This window comes from Streptomyces sp. GL_148 (assembly GCF_057834205.1).
Genome location: NZ_CM174396.1, coordinates 126,961 through 140,742, shown reverse-complemented (window position 1 = coordinate 140,742; position 13,782 = coordinate 126,961). Strand labels below are relative to the sequence as shown.

The window sequence follows — 13,782 nt, the reverse complement described above, 5'->3', positions numbered from 1 at the left end:
GGGGGAGACCCCGGTCCCCCCTCAGTCGCGCCACCACCTCCGCCAGGCATCCGGGCGACAGCCGCAGGTCGACGAGCGGCACCTCTTGGCCTCGGCGGCTGTCCGGCATGCCGGACAGCCCGTACGTCCCCACGCCCGCCCGGGACCCAATCCGTGGACTGTTATCGTCCGCTCATGCCCGAGCTGATCACGCCCACCCCCCGTCTGTACGCCTCCTGGCTCGCCGCGCAAGAGGAATGGGGGCCCGACGCCCACATGGACGGCGCCGGGCTCGGCTCCGACGACGACGTGGACACCCCGGAGGGCTTCGCCGCCTGGACGGAGCGGCTGCGACGGTACGGGGACCGCTCGGTGCCGCTCGAACACGGACGCGTCCACGCCACGTACTGGTGGATCGCCGAAGGAGACGAGTACCTGGGCGCCATCGACCTGAGGCACTACCTGAACGGATTCCTGCTCGACGCGGGAGGCCACATCGGCTACAGCGTGCGCCCCTCGGCCCGTGGCCGGGGCCTGGCCACCTGGGCTCTGGGTGAGGTCAAGCACGAGGCCCGGCTGCTGGGGATCGACCGGGTGCTGCTCACCTGCGACCCCGGAAACCAGGCCTCGATCCGCACGATCGAGAGCAACGGTGGCGTGCTGGAAGACGTCCGCGAGACCCTGATCGGCCCCAAGCGCCGCTACTGGATCGACCTTTAGCCGACGACCGCCCCCGCCCCCGCCCCCGCCCCCGACCGGCCCGCTACCGGGCCACCGCTGCCCCGCTACCGCGCCGCCGGACGGTGCGGGAACGCCGGCGCCGCGGGAGCGGGGCCCAGCGTGGTGGTGCCGGGAGCCGCCCGATGGCCCAGGCCCGTGCGGTAGGCGTCCAGCGCCGCCTCGGTGCGGCCGGCCCGGCGCAGCAGATCACCCAGGAGTCGGCACAGGTCCGCCAGGTCGCCCGTCGCCCCGCTGCGCTCCAGCAGCGCCAGGGCCTGCACGTAGTGCTCCTCCGCGGCCTCGGGCTCGCCCCGCTCCTCGGCCATGAGGCCGAGGAGCCGGTGCGCGCCGCCCGCGTGGACGGCGCCGTGACTGTCCCCGAGAGCCAGCAGCGCCGAGAGCAGCCCGGCGGCCTCCTCGTACCGGCCGAGCCGGCGCAATACGTCGGCGAGCTCGACCTCCACCTGCGCGGTGTACAGGGCCGCCCGCCCGGCCGAGAGCATGTCCCGCGCCGTGCGCAGTTCCCGCTCGGCGGAGGCGAGGTCCCCGTCCTGGGCCTGTACGTAGCCGCGCATCCAGTGGCAGTGCGCCAGATCGGTCCGCAGCTGTAGCTGCCCGTAGATCGCCTGGGCCTTGGCCAGGGAGGCGTCGGCGTCGGCCACCCGCCCCTCGGTCAGGAACGTCCGGGCGACCTGCCGGTGCATGCCCGCCACCAGGGCCGGGTCGGTGACCCGGGGGGCCAGTGCCAGGGCGAGCTCGGCGGCATGGGCGGCCCGGGCGTGGGCGCCCATGTCGATGTACGGCCCGATGACCGCGGCGTAGAGCAGGAGCAGCGCCTCGGGGTCGGCCAGTCCGCTCGCCCCCAGCTCGTCGATGGTGGATTCGAGCAGGTAGCAGGCGTAGCGCAGTTCCCCTGCCAGCAGGTGCGCCACCGCGCGGCCGCGGATCGGGCGGGCGCGGCGGGGGAGCGGCTCGTCGGCCAGTAGTCGTTCGGCGGATTCGAAGTACCCGATGGCATCCGGGAGTTCACCGGTCTCCAGGGCGCAGTCGCCGAGTCCGAGCAGCGCCCCGACCTGCTCGTCGGTGAACCCGAGGTCCTCCGCTTCGGCGAGCAGGCGCCGGTAGTGGACGGCGGCCTCGCCCGCCGCGCCGGAGGCCAGGAGCTGCTGGGCGTCGGTGAGGGCGAGGCGCAGCTCGGTGGCCAGCCCGGCGGGGCGTCCGGTGGCCAGCTCCTCGTAAGAGGTGCCGAGCCGCCCGGCCAGGAAGCGCAGGGCTGCCTCCGAGGGGCGCACCTTCCCCGACTCCAGGGTGGAGACATAGGCCGGGGTGTACGCAGGCTCTGCCAACTTGCGCTGTGTCAGGCCGAGTTCGGTGCGCATGCGCTGAACCCTGCGGCCGATTTCGGCCGGTTCGTCCATGAGATCCCCCTGGTTGCTCGAACTGCCCAGTATTCAGGGGGAGCAGGGCATTGCGCACCCGTCGCGCGCCACCTAATTTAAGCAACCGATTCAGTGTGCTTACACATCGGTTTAACTCCCGTCATCGCAGGAGGACTTCATGCACCACGTCAGACGCCCGGCTGCCCGGGCGGTCCTGCGGGCAGCCGTCGCGGCGGCTTGCGCGACCGCCGCGTTGCTGGCCGCCGGGCCCGTCCGCGCGGCCGACGCCCCGGTCGTGCCCCGGCTGGTGGTGGAGATTCCGGGGCCGGAGCAGGGCGGTGAGGCAGGATCGGGCCACGCCCGCGTCCCCGCACGGGCCGACCGGCCGGCCGGGACGGGCGCCCGGCTCTCCGAAGCGGAGCGCGCGGCGGACGGCGAGGTGGTCAAGCTCGTCGACAACGGACCCACCGCCGACCGGCTGGACGTGGTCGTCATCGGTGACGGCTACACCGCGGCCGAGCTGGCGAAGTTCCACACCGACGCCCAGGCCAAGTGGGCCGAGGTGACGGCCGTGGAGCCGTACGCCACCTACCGGAACCTCTTCAACGTCTGGACGGTCGACGCCGTCTCCCGGGAGTCGGGCGTCTCCGGCGACCCCGACCGGGCGGCCGTCCGCGACACGGCCCTCGGCTCGTACTTCTGGTGCGAGGAGATCGAGCGGCTCCTGTGCATAGACCAGCCCAAGGTGGACTCCTACGTGGCCAGGGCGCCCGAGGCCGACCTGGTCATCGTCCTGGCCAACAGTGCCAAGTACGGCGGCGCCGGCTACAACGAGCCCAGCGCCACCCTCGGCTACGAGGGCATCTCCACCGCCTCGGCGGACAACGCCAAGTCAGGCCAGGTCGCCATCCACGAGACGGGCCACTCGCTCGGCAAACTCGCCGACGAGTACTTCTACCCCGGGGTCCCGGACTACGAGAAGTACACCGGCCCCGAGCCCGCCGAGTCCAACACCTCCAAGCTGTCCGCCGACCGGATGGCCCGCCAGCGTGCCAAGTGGTACCGCTGGCTCGGCGAGCCCTCTCCGGACGGCGGCGCCGTGGGCGCGTACGAGGGCGGCGGCTACTTCGTCACCGGGATCCACCGCCCCACCGACAATTCGCTGATGCGGGTCCTGGGCAAACCCTTCAACCTCCCCGGCGTGGAGGCGATGATCGCCGGCTTCTACCAGCACGCGAGGGCCGTCACCCCGCTCACCCCGACGGACCGCACCCTGCGCACCGCGCACACCGCGAAGGCGGCCGTGCCCCGGCTCACCGGCGCCGACGGCCGTCAGCTCCTGGTCCGCTGGTACCTCGACGGCCGCGAGGTCAAGCGCCTGGCCGGCCGGACCGACGTCACGGTCGCCGAGCTGCGGCTCCCCGACCTCCGCACCCACACCCTGTCCGTCACCGCGGAGGACCGGACCCCCTCGGTCCGCGACCCGGAGATCGCCCGCACGCTGCGCACCACCGTCGACTGGAACGTCCGCCGGTAGCCGGCGGACGGGCGGGCGCAGCACACACGACGACGACGGCGGCGGCGGCGGCGCGGGAGCCGATAGCTCCCGCGCCGCCGCCGGCCGTCTCCGGTCCTCGGCCCCCTAGGGCCTGTCGTCAAACTCCCGTCTGCCGCGCGACGCCTGGCACGCGCTCTCGCACTGGGACGGCGGCCGGAGCACCGGCCCGCTCACCGCTCCGCGGCAGGCGGCGCAGCGCAAGGGCCATGGCGGCCACCACGTACGTGCACAGCACCGCGACCCCGGCCCACCAGGGCAGCGGGAAGTACCCGGCGGAAGGCGCGTAGTGGGCGGTGACCTGCGGATACTCCACCAGGGTCTGCTGGACGGCGAAACCGGCGGCCGGAGTCACCCGGAGCAGCCACTGCGCGAAACCGTCGCTCAGCAGGGGGACGGTGCTCACGGCGTACGGGACCACGACGGCCGAGACGGCGACGAGCACCGCCAGCCGGCGGCGCTTGAACACCGCGCCGAGGGCAAGGGCGAGCACGGCCGTGAGGGCGAGCACCGCGGCGACACCGATGACCACCCGCGCCCCGGTCAGCGCGGAAAGCCCGACGACGGGAACCCCGTTGGACTTCAGGACCGCGACGCCGACCGGCACCACGATGCCCACGGCGAGCAGCCCGGTCACGAACGTCACGGCCCCCACGACGACGGCCCTCGCCCCGAGCACCGCACGGGTGAGCGGCGCGCCGTCCAGCGGCTGACGGCGGCCGGACCCGCCACCGGCGAACCGCACCGCCACCACGAGCACGATGAGCAGGGCGAGGCTCAGACCGGTCAGCATCCCCTCCACGGGGCGGCCGCCCGTGGTGGCCATGGGCCCGATGTCACCGACTCCGGTGACGGTGATCGTGCCGCCTTCCTCCACCGCGCCGGACGCCCTGTGCTGCTTCTCCCAGTCGGTGTTGTTCATCTCGCCGATCGTCTCGGCCCGCCAGCTCCCGCCCGCGGCGGCGCCCTCCAGGCCGATGCGGTCGAAGGAACCGGCGGCCTGGGTGAAGCGCACCTGCTCGGTGGAGCCGCCGAGGCCGACCGGGCGCAGGGTCAGGTCTCCGGGAGAGGTGGCGAACATCCCGACCTGCGCGGTCTCGGACAGCCCGGCGAGCTTCACCGCGGCCACCTTCACCCACCGCTCGCCGTCGGAGGACTCGTAGCCCGTGACGGTGTCGCCCGCCCGGGTCAGCCGCAGCCACCGCGGCGATTCGGCCGAGACCGCGGCGCCGTTGACGGAGCTCCCGGCGATGTCGTGGCCGTAGTCGTACTGCATCCGCACGCCGTGCTCGCCGGTGACCATCAGGGCCGCGTACGAGGATCCCCGGCCGACGCCGTCCTTGACGATGATCCCGGCCTTCGCCCACGGCACCAGGCCCGGGACGATCTGGTCGTGGTGGGGCGGCGGATAGGTGATCGTGCCCGTCATGGACGTCATCCGGACCGTGATGCTGCCCTCGCGCCCCAGATCCCGGTGCATGAAGGCGAACTGGTCACTGACCGCGGCGCCGTCCGGACCGGTCGGGTCGACCGGGCAGGTGCCGGCGCAGGACGCGTGGTTGCCGAGGGCGTAGAGCAGACCGAGGGCGAGGACCATCAGGGCCGCCGTGACCAGGGCGATCAGCCGGGCCGGACGCAGGAAGCGGGTCCACTCCTGCCGGAGGAGTTCGTTGTGTGTGAGCATGCTCCGGTTCTACGCAGCCGCCCGTAACGGGGTCCGAACCGTCGCTGTCATGACGCTGTTAGGTGCCGCGGGGCATGCTGGACCCCATCGGACGGGACGGGGAGAGAAGTCATGGCCAGACTGCGGAGCAGGACCGTCGGACGGCGGTTCACGATTCTCTACGCCACGGTGTTCCTGCTGTCCGGGGTCGGGCTGATCGCCCTGATCTACCTGCTCTCCCGCTCCGACATGACCCGGTCCGCTCCCGGCCGGCCACCGCCGGGCGAGCCGGCCACGGGGGTCGCACAGCACGTCCTCGACCTCGAACGACAGCTCGCGGAGGTGCACGCACAGCAGTCCCGGCAGCTCCTGGTCGGCTCGCTGATCGCGATCGTGGTGATGGCGGCCGTCTCGCTCCTGCTCGGCCGGATCCTCGCCGGGCACGTCCTGCGCCCGCTGCGCCTGATCACCGCGGCCACTCGGCGGATCTCCGCCGAGAACCTGGACCAACGGCTCGCCGTGGCCGGGCCCGACGACGAGGTCAAGGAGCTCGCGGACACGGTGGACGGCCTCCTGGCACGCCTCGAGGCCTCGTTCGCCGCGCAACGACGCTTCGTCGCCAACGCCTCGCACGAACTGCGCACCCCGCTGACGACGATCCGGGCCTCGCTCGACGTGGCCGTGGCCAAACCGCAGCCCGCGGCGCAGACCGTCGCGCTCGCGGGCCGGGTGCGCACCGAACTGGACCGGGTGGACCGCCTGTTGGAAGGCTTCCTCGTGCTCGCCCGGGCGCAGCACGGCGTCCTGCCCGACCGGGTCCCCGTATCGCTCGCCGAGCTGGCGGGGGAGGCACTGGCCGACCGGGCCGGCGCCATCGCCGAGAAGAACCTGACCGTCGAGGACGAGCTGACGTCGAAGGCGTGGACGTCGGGCAGCCCGGCGCTGCTGTCCCGGCTGGTGCAGAACGTGATCGACAACGCGATCGTGCACAACCAGGCGGGCGGCTGGATCCGCATCGCCACACAGGACGACGCCGGCGCGGACGGCGCACCCCGGGCCCGTCTCGTCGTCGAGACCGGCGGGAGCGTCCTGGACCAGGACCAAGTGGACCGGCTGACGCAGCCGTTCGAGCGGCTCGGCACCGACCGGACGGGATCGCAGGAGAGTTCCGGACTGGGGCTGTCGATCGTCGCCGCGATCGTCTCCGCACACGGCGGCAGCCTCGACCTCCGTGTCCGGGCGGAGGGCGGACTGAAGGTGACGGCCGCGATGCCGTCGGCGAACGCCTTCGACGGCCCGTACGGTCCGCACGGGGGGACGGCATGAGGATCCTGGTCGTCGAGGACGCGCGCTCGCTCGCGGAGGTCGTCGCCGAAGGATTGCGCGACCAGGGGATGGCCGTCGACCTCGCCTACGACGGGCTGGCCGCCGCCGCCAAGCTCGACGTCAACGCGTACGACGTGGTGGTCCTCGACCGGGACCTGCCCGGCATCCACGGCGACACGCTCTGCCGGATGATCACGGAGCGGGACGACCGCGCGATGGTGCTGATGCTGACCGCGGCCGGATCGCCCGGCGACCGGGTCAGCGGCCTCACCCTGGGCGCCGACGACTACCTCGCCAAACCCTTCCACTTCCCCGAACTGATCCTGCGCATCCGCTCCCTGGCCCGCCGCAGGCCCGCGGCCCGGCCCCGTACGCTGCGCGCCGCCGGAATCGAACTCGACCCGGTGCACCGCAACGCCCTGCGGGAAGGCACCCGCCTGGAGCTCTCGGTCAAGGAGTTCGCCGTGTTGGAGGCCCTCCTCCGGGCCAGCCCGGGCTTCCTGAGTGCCGAGGCCCTGCTCGAACAGGTCTGGGACGAGAACGCAGACCCGTTCACCAACACGGTCGCGGTCACCATGGGCCGCCTGCGCCGCAAACTGGGCGCCCCGCAGGTCATCACGACAACCCCAGGCGTGGGCTACCGCATCGCGGACCCAGCCTCCGGCTGACCCCTCATCCACCCTGGAATCTCACGATCCGGCCGCCGAACATCGAGGACATGTCCAGGAGGCGATCCGGGCCTCGCGACACGGTGTCTGCGCCCAACTGCTGAACCACCGCGACGAAGGGACCCTGCCGGAACCAGACGTAACGGCCGATCAGCTCCGGCGGTACATCGATGTCGGGGCTGCCGTCGCTGTTGAAGTAGGTCGAGTCGCCGGTACCTTCACGCCGTCGTACGTGATGCGACCCGCGGCTGTGGCCTTGTGGCATTCCGGCACCGCCTGGCAGTCCGGAACGCCAGTGGCAGGCGCGAACTCGGTTGCTTCGGCTTCGGGGAACAGCTTCGCATCCACGTCACTTCGTTCGGGGAGCGTCATGCGGATCGTGTCCGTGCTCGTGGCGGACGCCGTGACGCCGGGTTTCGCATCGCTCGCGTCGTGCTGGGCGGGAGTCCGACTGTTCGGCGCGATCGTCAAAGGGGGTCGCCAGGTGAGGCGCTCAAGCCGTCCAGAGCGGTACGACCGCGAGCGGACTGGTTCGGCCTGTCTCAGTCGTGACATTGTCGCCATGTTCGCGACACGCCGCGACGACTTCACCAGAGATCTCGGCCAGCAGGGCAGCGCCGTCCGCATGCCGCTGACGGGACGGCGAAGACAGGGACGGATAATGGCACGGCACGTAACGAGCGGAGAGTTGAAGAAGCGATGACGCTGAAAGAAGGCCGGCGGGTGAGGCTGGCGGCGGACACCTGGCTGACCGACTGGGTCGCGATGACGCAGGGCCCTTCGGCGGAGGCCGGTGCCGTCGTCGGGTCGCTGTCCCTGGCGGCGGGTACCGAGGGCACCGTGGTGCGGGTGATCGAGCACGACCTGCAGACTCCGGAGTCCCGCGAGTACGAGCGGCTCAAGTCGCTCCTCGACGCCTTCGGCGCGGGTATGCCGACGGAGAGCAGGAAGCAACTGGAGGAGAAGGTCGCCGGCCTGGAGCCCGCGTGGACCGCCTACCGGGCGGAGCCGCTGCGGGTGAGCGTCCGGGTGCGCTTCGACAACGGATTCATCCTCGACGACGCACGCGAAGACGTCTTCGACCCCGCCTGACCGGATCTACGGGGCCAGGGCCGCGTCCACCGCCGCCTCGGCGTGCAGGCGGGCGGTGGGGAAGAGCGGTACGGAGCTGTCCGCGGGGCCGATGAGGAGCTCGATCTCCGTGCACCCCAGGACGACTCCCTCGGCGCCCCCGGCGACGAGGTCCTCGACGACCCGGCGGTACGCCGCACGCGATTCCTCGCGGACGATGCCGAGGCAGAGCTCCTCGTAGATCACCCGGTGTACGAGCGCACGCCCCTCGGGATCCGGGACGCGGACGTCGAGCCCGCCCGCGGCCAGGCGGCCCCGGTAGAAGTCCTGTTCCATCGTGAACGCGGTGCCCAGGAGCCCCACCCGGCGCAGTCCGGCGCCGCGGACGGCGGCTGCCGTGGTGTCCGCGAGGTGCAGCAGCGGGACGGAGACGGCCGCCTCGACCGAGCCCGCGACCTTGTGCATGGTGTTGGTGCAGATCAGCAGGAGCTCCGCGCCCGCCGCTTCCAGCGACCGGGCGGCATCGGCCAGTGCCTCGCCGGCTTCCTCCCAGCGGCCCTGGACCTGCAAGCGCTCGATCTCCGCGAAGTCCACGGAATAGAGCACGCAGCGGGCGGAGTGGAGTCCGCCGAGGCGCTCGCGGGTCCGCTCGTTGAGGATCCGGTAGTACTCCGCCGTCGACTCCCAGCTCATACCGCCGATCAACCCGATCGTCTTCATGCGCCCACCATAAGGGAGAAGTCGTAATGCTCGCTCATCCATAAGTGGGCCTTTGGTCTTCTGTGGGCGGGACCTCCAGCTCGTCCAGGACCCGGTGCAAGGGCCGGCGCAGGGCAACGGCCACGGGCCGGGCGTCCGCGCGGGCGTAGGCGGCCAGCCCCTCGCGGGCCGCGGTCACGGCGGCCCCGGGATCGGCTCCCGACAGGGCCCGCTCGACGGCTCGGGCGGTGAGCGAGGCCAGTTCCGCAAGCCGCACCCGAGCCCGGTCGAGCTCGGGAGCGAGGTCCTCCCGGCCGGTGAACGCGGCCACCTCCCCGGCCAGGGTCGCCACGTGCACGGCGAGCCCGTCGGCGGCGGCCACGCGCTCGGCCCGCAGGCGTACGGCGCCGCGCTGACGGCGGCGCAGAGGGTTGAAGCGCAGGGCCCGTTCGGCTTCACGGGCGCGCGCGGCGCCCGCGTGCACGGCCTCGACGTGGGCGTGCACCCGGGTGAGATTGTCGCGGGCGGCGGCCGGGCCGGCGCCCAGCACCGCCGCCGTGCCGGTGAGGGAACGGCTCAGGCGCGCCCCGCAGTCCTCGGAGACGACCGCCAGGACGCGCTGGGGGTCCGGCGGCCACAGCAGCGGAGCGAGGAGGATGGTGACCGCCGCGCCCGCCGCGGTCTCCCACACACGGTCCAGTGCGTAGGAATCGGGGGAGGCGTTGGCGAAGACCAGCAGCGAGGACAGCGCGACCTGGATGTTGAGCGCGCCGCCGGCCCGCAGGACCATGCCGACGCCCAGGCCCAGGGCCACCACCAGGGCCAGGGTGAGGGTGGAGGGCCGCCACAGGTTCAGGACGGCGATCGCGATCAGCACGCCCGCCACGACCCCCAGGATCCGCTGCAGCGAGGTGCCCAGGGCCGTCATCGGATCACCGCGCAGGGCCACCAGGGGGACGATCGCCGCGAACACCGGCGGCTGGTCGGCGCCCAGCCACAACGCGGCCTGCCAGGCCACGGTCACCGTGACCACCATCCGGGCGGCCGCGGGACCCTCGTCGCGCAGGAGCTCCCGGGCGCGCCCGGCCCGCTCTGCGGGGGAGCCGGCGAGATCGGTCATCCGTTCCCTTCGGTGTGCCCCCCCGGCACGGACGGCTCAGCGGCGGTGGATCCGGTCGATGCCGTACCACTTGGACACACAGGAGGCGACCCAGTCCCGCTCGTAGGTCCGGGTGAAGAAGGGCTCGGCGAGACTGCCGATGTACAGGGGCTCGTAGGCCACGTCCGTCGCACCCCGCTCGGCTTCGGCCTGGATGCGTGCGCTCTGCGCGTCCCAGGCCACCGAGCGGGCGACCGTGGCGGTTGTGAGCCGCTGGACCTCCGGGACCAGGACGGCCAGCGAGGCCAGCGCGAGGCAGCCCGCCGCCACGGCGCCGGCCAGGAGCGCCGGGCCGGCGTTGCGGTGCTCGAGCAGCCGCCGCCCGCCCCACGCGCCCAGCAGGGCGCCGTAGCCGCAGAGCGCCAGCTCCATCGGCACCAGGTAGCTCGTCCAGGTGCGCGCGTACGTCCACCCGGTCGGCCCGTAGCCGCTGCGCAGACCCACCGCCACCGCGAACGAGCCCAGGAGCACCACCAGCACGGGGAGCAGCAGGAGGGCGGTCAGCGTGCCGCGCGGTACGGTCCGGCGCGGCTCCCGCTCCTCGGGCACGGGCCCGCCCCGGCGGGCCCTGCCCAGGACCGTCGCCAGCCCCAGCAGCACGCCGACGGCCGCGGCGCCGAGGTAGGCCGGGCGGCCGGTGACGGAGTCCCACATGCGCAGCCAGTCCTCGAAGGTGGCCCGGAGCCCGGTTCCGGACAGCAGGGACTCCTTGGCCGGCTGCTGCGCCCGGCGCCACCGGGCGCCGGGGGAGGTGTAGAGCACGATCAGGCCGATGACCAGGCCCGAGCACCAGACGAGGCACCAGGTGAAGGGACGCCAGTTCTGCGCCAGTCCGAGGCGGGGCAGGCAGACCAGCCCGACCAGCCCCGCGAGGATTCCGCTCACGAGCGCGAACGGCTCGCTCAAGGTGCCGATGGCGAAGGCGATGAGGAACGCGGCGACCATGCCGGCCACCCGGACGGCCGTACGGGGGTGGGAGGCGGTCCGCAGGGCCAGCAGGAGCGCCCACACGCCGATGACGCTGGGAACGGTGTGCGAGATCGTGGCGGGGGCCCACAGCAGGGCCTGATAGCTGCGGGGGCCCGCGAAGTAGACCAGGGCCTGGATCACCAGGGCGCAAGCGATCAGGACCGGCAGCCGCGCCCTGCCGCCCAGGAACCGGACGAATTCACGGCCCAGCAGCACGAGTCCCACGGTGAACGAGACGGCTATGACGGTGGGCAGGACCTTGGCCCCGACCAGTCCGTCGCCGTAGATGATCCCGCTCAGGAAGGCGTTGGTGATCCTGCCGTTCTGCGTCATGTAGAAGTCGGAGGTGATGCCGAAGAGCCCCATGTCGCGCGACTTCCACGCGGCGCACCAGTCGTCGGACGTGGGCCGCAGGTAGAGGCCGAGGAAGCATCCGACGGCGACCAGCGCACCGGCCGTCGCGGCCGGCACCCACCAGGTGGCCGCGAACACTCCGCGCAGGAGCGGACGCCGCCGGCCACCGGCGTCCCTCACCTTCTCCTTGTCGGTCTCGCCCTGGCACTCGACTGTGCTCATCTATCAGTCCTTCGCAGCCGAATCCGGCCGGGGGAGGCGGCCGACGCGCCCGCCGCCCGCGGTGACCGTGGGGCCCGCGGAAACCCATGATGTGCACGGCCCGAGGCACCCGGCATCCTGGGTGCGCCAGGACGGGTACGGGGCCACGAGGCCCCTGCGCACTCCCGGGTCACCCGCGCGGCGGGCCTGCCGTGGCGGCCCGCGCGGGACTCTCCCAGCATGGGGGAGCAGGGTCCGCACGCACGCGGGCCGGCGGAAGGAGCGACGATGCCCGGTGTCCGGCCCGGCCGTTGGGCGGTCGTCACGGCGGCCTTGGCGAGCGTCGCCGTACCCGTGTGCACCCCGGGCCATCCCACCGTCCGGCACCCGGGGCACGCCACCCGGTACGACGCCGGGCACGCCACCCCGCAGGAGGCAGGGCGCCCCGTGGACCGGGACATCGGGCAGCAGGACGGCGGCCCGGCGCCCCTCGCCATGCCGGTGGGCCACCGGGGCCGTTCCGACCCCGCGCCCGGACACGCCAGCCCGACGGCGCTCGAGGCCCCCACCGCCGGCCTGCTGTCCAACGCGACCGGCGCCGAAGGCGTTCCGCCGTCCCTCGCCGCGGACGCGCGCTACGTCACGGGGAGCCACGTCCTGCGGCTGGCCTCCGGCCGGTGGATGTACCTTCCCGACGCCAAGACGGCCTCGATCGTGGTCGCCGCCGGCCATCCGCCCGCCCTGCGGCAGATCGAACGCAGCCGCGCCTGGCTGGCCTCCGGCCGGGTCCCCGGCGCCTCGCCCGAACAGCGCGCGGCGGCCGAGCGTGCCCTGCTGGCCATGCGCGCCCTGCTCCGCCCCAACGGCGCCGTGGCGGCGGGCTGGAGCCACGGCTGGAAGTACTCCTGGCCGCGCGACTCCAGCTTCGCCGCGGCGGCCTTCGCGCACACCGGCCACGACGCCGAGGCCCACCGGATCCTGCGCTACAGCGCCGCGACCCAGCGCGCGGACGGGACCTGGGAAGCGCGGACGAAGCTCGACGGATCCGGGCCGCCCGACTCCAGGAGCCCGCAGCTCGACGCCAACGGCTGGGTCCCGTGGGCCACCTGGCAGTGGTACCAGGCGGCCCCCCGGGCCACCCGCCGGGCCCGGCTGGCCACCCTCTACCCGATGATCCGCAAGGCGGCCGACCATGCGGCGGGCTCCCTGCGGGCGGACGGGCTGCCCCCGGCGTCCCCCGACTACTGGGAGCTGACGACGGCCACCGCGAACATCGGTACGGCCGCACCGCTGCTCGCCGGGCTCAACGCCTCCGCAGACCTCGCCCGCGAGGCGAACCGGCCCCAGGACGCGGCCCGCTGGGCCCGCGCCGCGCGGCGGCTGTCCGCCGGCATCTCCACCCGCTTCCTCCCCCTGGGCTACCAGCGCACCGTCGACGGACGCCACGGGCACGACAGCGCGGTGGCCTTCATGGCGCCGCCCTTCAACCAAGCCCCCGCCGGCCTCGCCGGGGCACTGGACACCACGTACCGGGAACTGCTGCTGCCCAACGGCGGGCTGACGCCCGGGAACGATCCCGGGGCGCGCTGGGGCGCGTACGCCTGGACACCCAGTACGGCCTTCTTCGCGCTCGCCTGGGCCGGCACGGGCCGGCCGGAGAAGGCCGGGCGGGTCCTGGACTGGGTCCTCTCCAAGCGGAACGCGCTCGGCGAACTGCCGGAGAAGGTGGACGGGGCGGGCCGGCCCCACTCGGTCGCGCCCCTGGCGTGGACGGGTTCCATCGCCGTCCTGGCCCTCGTGGCGCTCGACGGCAAGGGGCTCCCGACCCCGCCCCTGCGCCCGTAGCGGGCAGGGCAGGCCGCCGGGCCTGCCGTACGCACACATCGTGGGGGTTCAACCGGGCTGCGTTCCCTCACCCGGCGGCTCGGCTCGGCTCGGCACGGCGCGGCGCGGACGCCGTGCCGAGCGGGGCGGGACGGTGTCAGGAGCCGGCCGCGGCCGGGACCCGACGCGGTTCGCCGTCGTCGTCGCCCGCGCCG

Annotated in this window: 11 protein-coding genes; 6 read left to right on the top strand and 5 right to left on the bottom strand. The window is 73.5% G+C overall.

Going from position 1 to position 13,782, the window contains the following annotated elements:
* The first annotated feature begins 174 nt into the window (after positions 1 to 174).
* On the top strand, positions 175 to 699 hold the full coding sequence (locus AC3IYI_RS00680; protein ID WP_489408322.1) for a GNAT family N-acetyltransferase: 525 nt from the start codon (positions 175 to 177) through the stop codon (positions 697 to 699).
* 65 nt (positions 700 to 764) lie between these two features.
* Here the strand turns inward: AC3IYI_RS00680 and AC3IYI_RS00675 are convergent, their stop codons facing one another.
* Positions 765 to 2,117, bottom strand: a complete 1,353-nt coding sequence (locus AC3IYI_RS00675) for a tetratricopeptide repeat protein (protein WP_489408321.1) — start codon at positions 2,115 to 2,117, stop codon at positions 765 to 767.
* A gap of 139 nt (positions 2,118 to 2,256) precedes the next feature.
* On the opposite strand from AC3IYI_RS00675, the gene AC3IYI_RS00670 reads away from it, so the two are divergent.
* Positions 2,257 to 3,615: a M64 family metallopeptidase gene (locus AC3IYI_RS00670; RefSeq protein WP_489408320.1), complete on the top strand. Its 1,359-nt coding sequence runs from the start codon at positions 2,257 to 2,259 to the stop codon at positions 3,613 to 3,615.
* Positions 3,616 to 3,733: 118 nt separating this feature from the next.
* Here the strand turns inward: AC3IYI_RS00670 and AC3IYI_RS00665 are convergent, their stop codons facing one another.
* Positions 3,734 to 5,317 carry a DUF1349 domain-containing protein gene (locus AC3IYI_RS00665; RefSeq protein WP_489408319.1) on the bottom strand — a complete coding sequence of 528 codons (1,584 nt, stop codon included), beginning with the start codon at positions 5,315 to 5,317 and terminating at the stop codon, positions 3,734 to 3,736.
* Between the two features lie 111 nt (positions 5,318 to 5,428).
* Here AC3IYI_RS00665 and AC3IYI_RS00660 point away from each other — a divergent pair, with 111 nt between their 5' ends.
* The 3 genes from AC3IYI_RS00660 to AC3IYI_RS00650 all read left to right on the top strand — a co-directional run bounded on the left by AC3IYI_RS00660 (position 5,429) and on the right by AC3IYI_RS00650 (position 8,382).
* Positions 5,429 to 6,622, top strand: coding sequence for a sensor histidine kinase (locus AC3IYI_RS00660; RefSeq protein ID WP_489408318.1), 1,194 nt, complete (start codon positions 5,429 to 5,431; stop codon positions 6,620 to 6,622).
* Positions 6,619 to 7,290: a response regulator transcription factor gene (locus AC3IYI_RS00655; protein WP_489408317.1), complete on the top strand. Its 672-nt coding sequence runs from the start codon at positions 6,619 to 6,621 to the stop codon at positions 7,288 to 7,290. The genes AC3IYI_RS00660 and AC3IYI_RS00655 overlap by 4 nt, the downstream gene beginning before the upstream one ends.
* Positions 7,291 to 7,989: 699 nt before the next feature.
* Complete coding sequence (locus AC3IYI_RS00650) at positions 7,990 to 8,382, top strand: hypothetical protein (protein ID WP_489408316.1); 393 nt, start codon at positions 7,990 to 7,992, stop codon at positions 8,380 to 8,382.
* A gap of 6 nt (positions 8,383 to 8,388) precedes the next feature.
* Here the strand turns inward: AC3IYI_RS00650 and AC3IYI_RS00645 are convergent, their stop codons facing one another.
* The 3 genes from AC3IYI_RS00645 to AC3IYI_RS00635 are packed head-to-tail and all read right to left on the bottom strand — an operon-like array spanning position 8,389 to position 11,764.
* Positions 8,389 to 9,081 (bottom strand): aspartate/glutamate racemase family protein, encoded by a 693-nt coding sequence (locus tag AC3IYI_RS00645; protein WP_489408315.1) that lies wholly within the window; start codon positions 9,079 to 9,081, stop codon positions 8,389 to 8,391.
* A 34-nt stretch (positions 9,082 to 9,115) separates the two neighbouring features.
* Positions 9,116 to 10,180, bottom strand: coding sequence for an FUSC family protein (locus AC3IYI_RS00640; RefSeq protein WP_489408314.1), 1,065 nt, complete (start codon positions 10,178 to 10,180; stop codon positions 9,116 to 9,118).
* Positions 10,181 to 10,216: 36 nt separating this feature from the next.
* Positions 10,217 to 11,764, bottom strand: coding sequence for a DUF6056 family protein (locus AC3IYI_RS00635; protein ID WP_489408313.1), 1,548 nt, complete (start codon positions 11,762 to 11,764; stop codon positions 10,217 to 10,219).
* Positions 11,765 to 12,031: 267 nt separating this feature from the next.
* Here AC3IYI_RS00635 and AC3IYI_RS00630 point away from each other — a divergent pair, with 267 nt between their 5' ends.
* Complete coding sequence (locus AC3IYI_RS00630; protein ID WP_489408312.1) at positions 12,032 to 13,588, top strand: glycoside hydrolase family 15 protein; 1,557 nt, start codon at positions 12,032 to 12,034, stop codon at positions 13,586 to 13,588.
* The last annotated feature ends 194 nt before the right edge of the window (positions 13,589 to 13,782 follow it).

Coding starts and splice junctions, on each gene's coding strand:
- AC3IYI_RS00680 (WP_489408322.1), top strand. CDS start 175: ATGCCCGAGCTGATCACGCCCACCCCCCGTCTGTACGCCTCCTGGCTC.
- AC3IYI_RS00675 (WP_489408321.1), bottom strand. CDS start 2,117: ATGGACGAACCGGCCGAAATCGGCCGCAGGGTTCAGCGCATGCGCACC.
- AC3IYI_RS00670 (WP_489408320.1), top strand. CDS start 2,257: ATGCACCACGTCAGACGCCCGGCTGCCCGGGCGGTCCTGCGGGCAGCC.
- AC3IYI_RS00665 (WP_489408319.1), bottom strand. CDS start 5,317: ATGCTCACACACAACGAACTCCTCCGGCAGGAGTGGACCCGCTTCCTG.
- AC3IYI_RS00660 (WP_489408318.1), top strand. CDS start 5,429: ATGGCCAGACTGCGGAGCAGGACCGTCGGACGGCGGTTCACGATTCTC.
- AC3IYI_RS00655 (WP_489408317.1), top strand. CDS start 6,619: ATGAGGATCCTGGTCGTCGAGGACGCGCGCTCGCTCGCGGAGGTCGTC.
- AC3IYI_RS00650 (WP_489408316.1), top strand. CDS start 7,990: ATGACGCTGAAAGAAGGCCGGCGGGTGAGGCTGGCGGCGGACACCTGG.
- AC3IYI_RS00645 (WP_489408315.1), bottom strand. CDS start 9,081: ATGAAGACGATCGGGTTGATCGGCGGTATGAGCTGGGAGTCGACGGCG.
- AC3IYI_RS00640 (WP_489408314.1), bottom strand. CDS start 10,180: ATGACCGATCTCGCCGGCTCCCCCGCAGAGCGGGCCGGGCGCGCCCGG.
- AC3IYI_RS00635 (WP_489408313.1), bottom strand. CDS start 11,764: ATGAGCACAGTCGAGTGCCAGGGCGAGACCGACAAGGAGAAGGTGAGG.
- AC3IYI_RS00630 (WP_489408312.1), top strand. CDS start 12,032: ATGCCCGGTGTCCGGCCCGGCCGTTGGGCGGTCGTCACGGCGGCCTTG.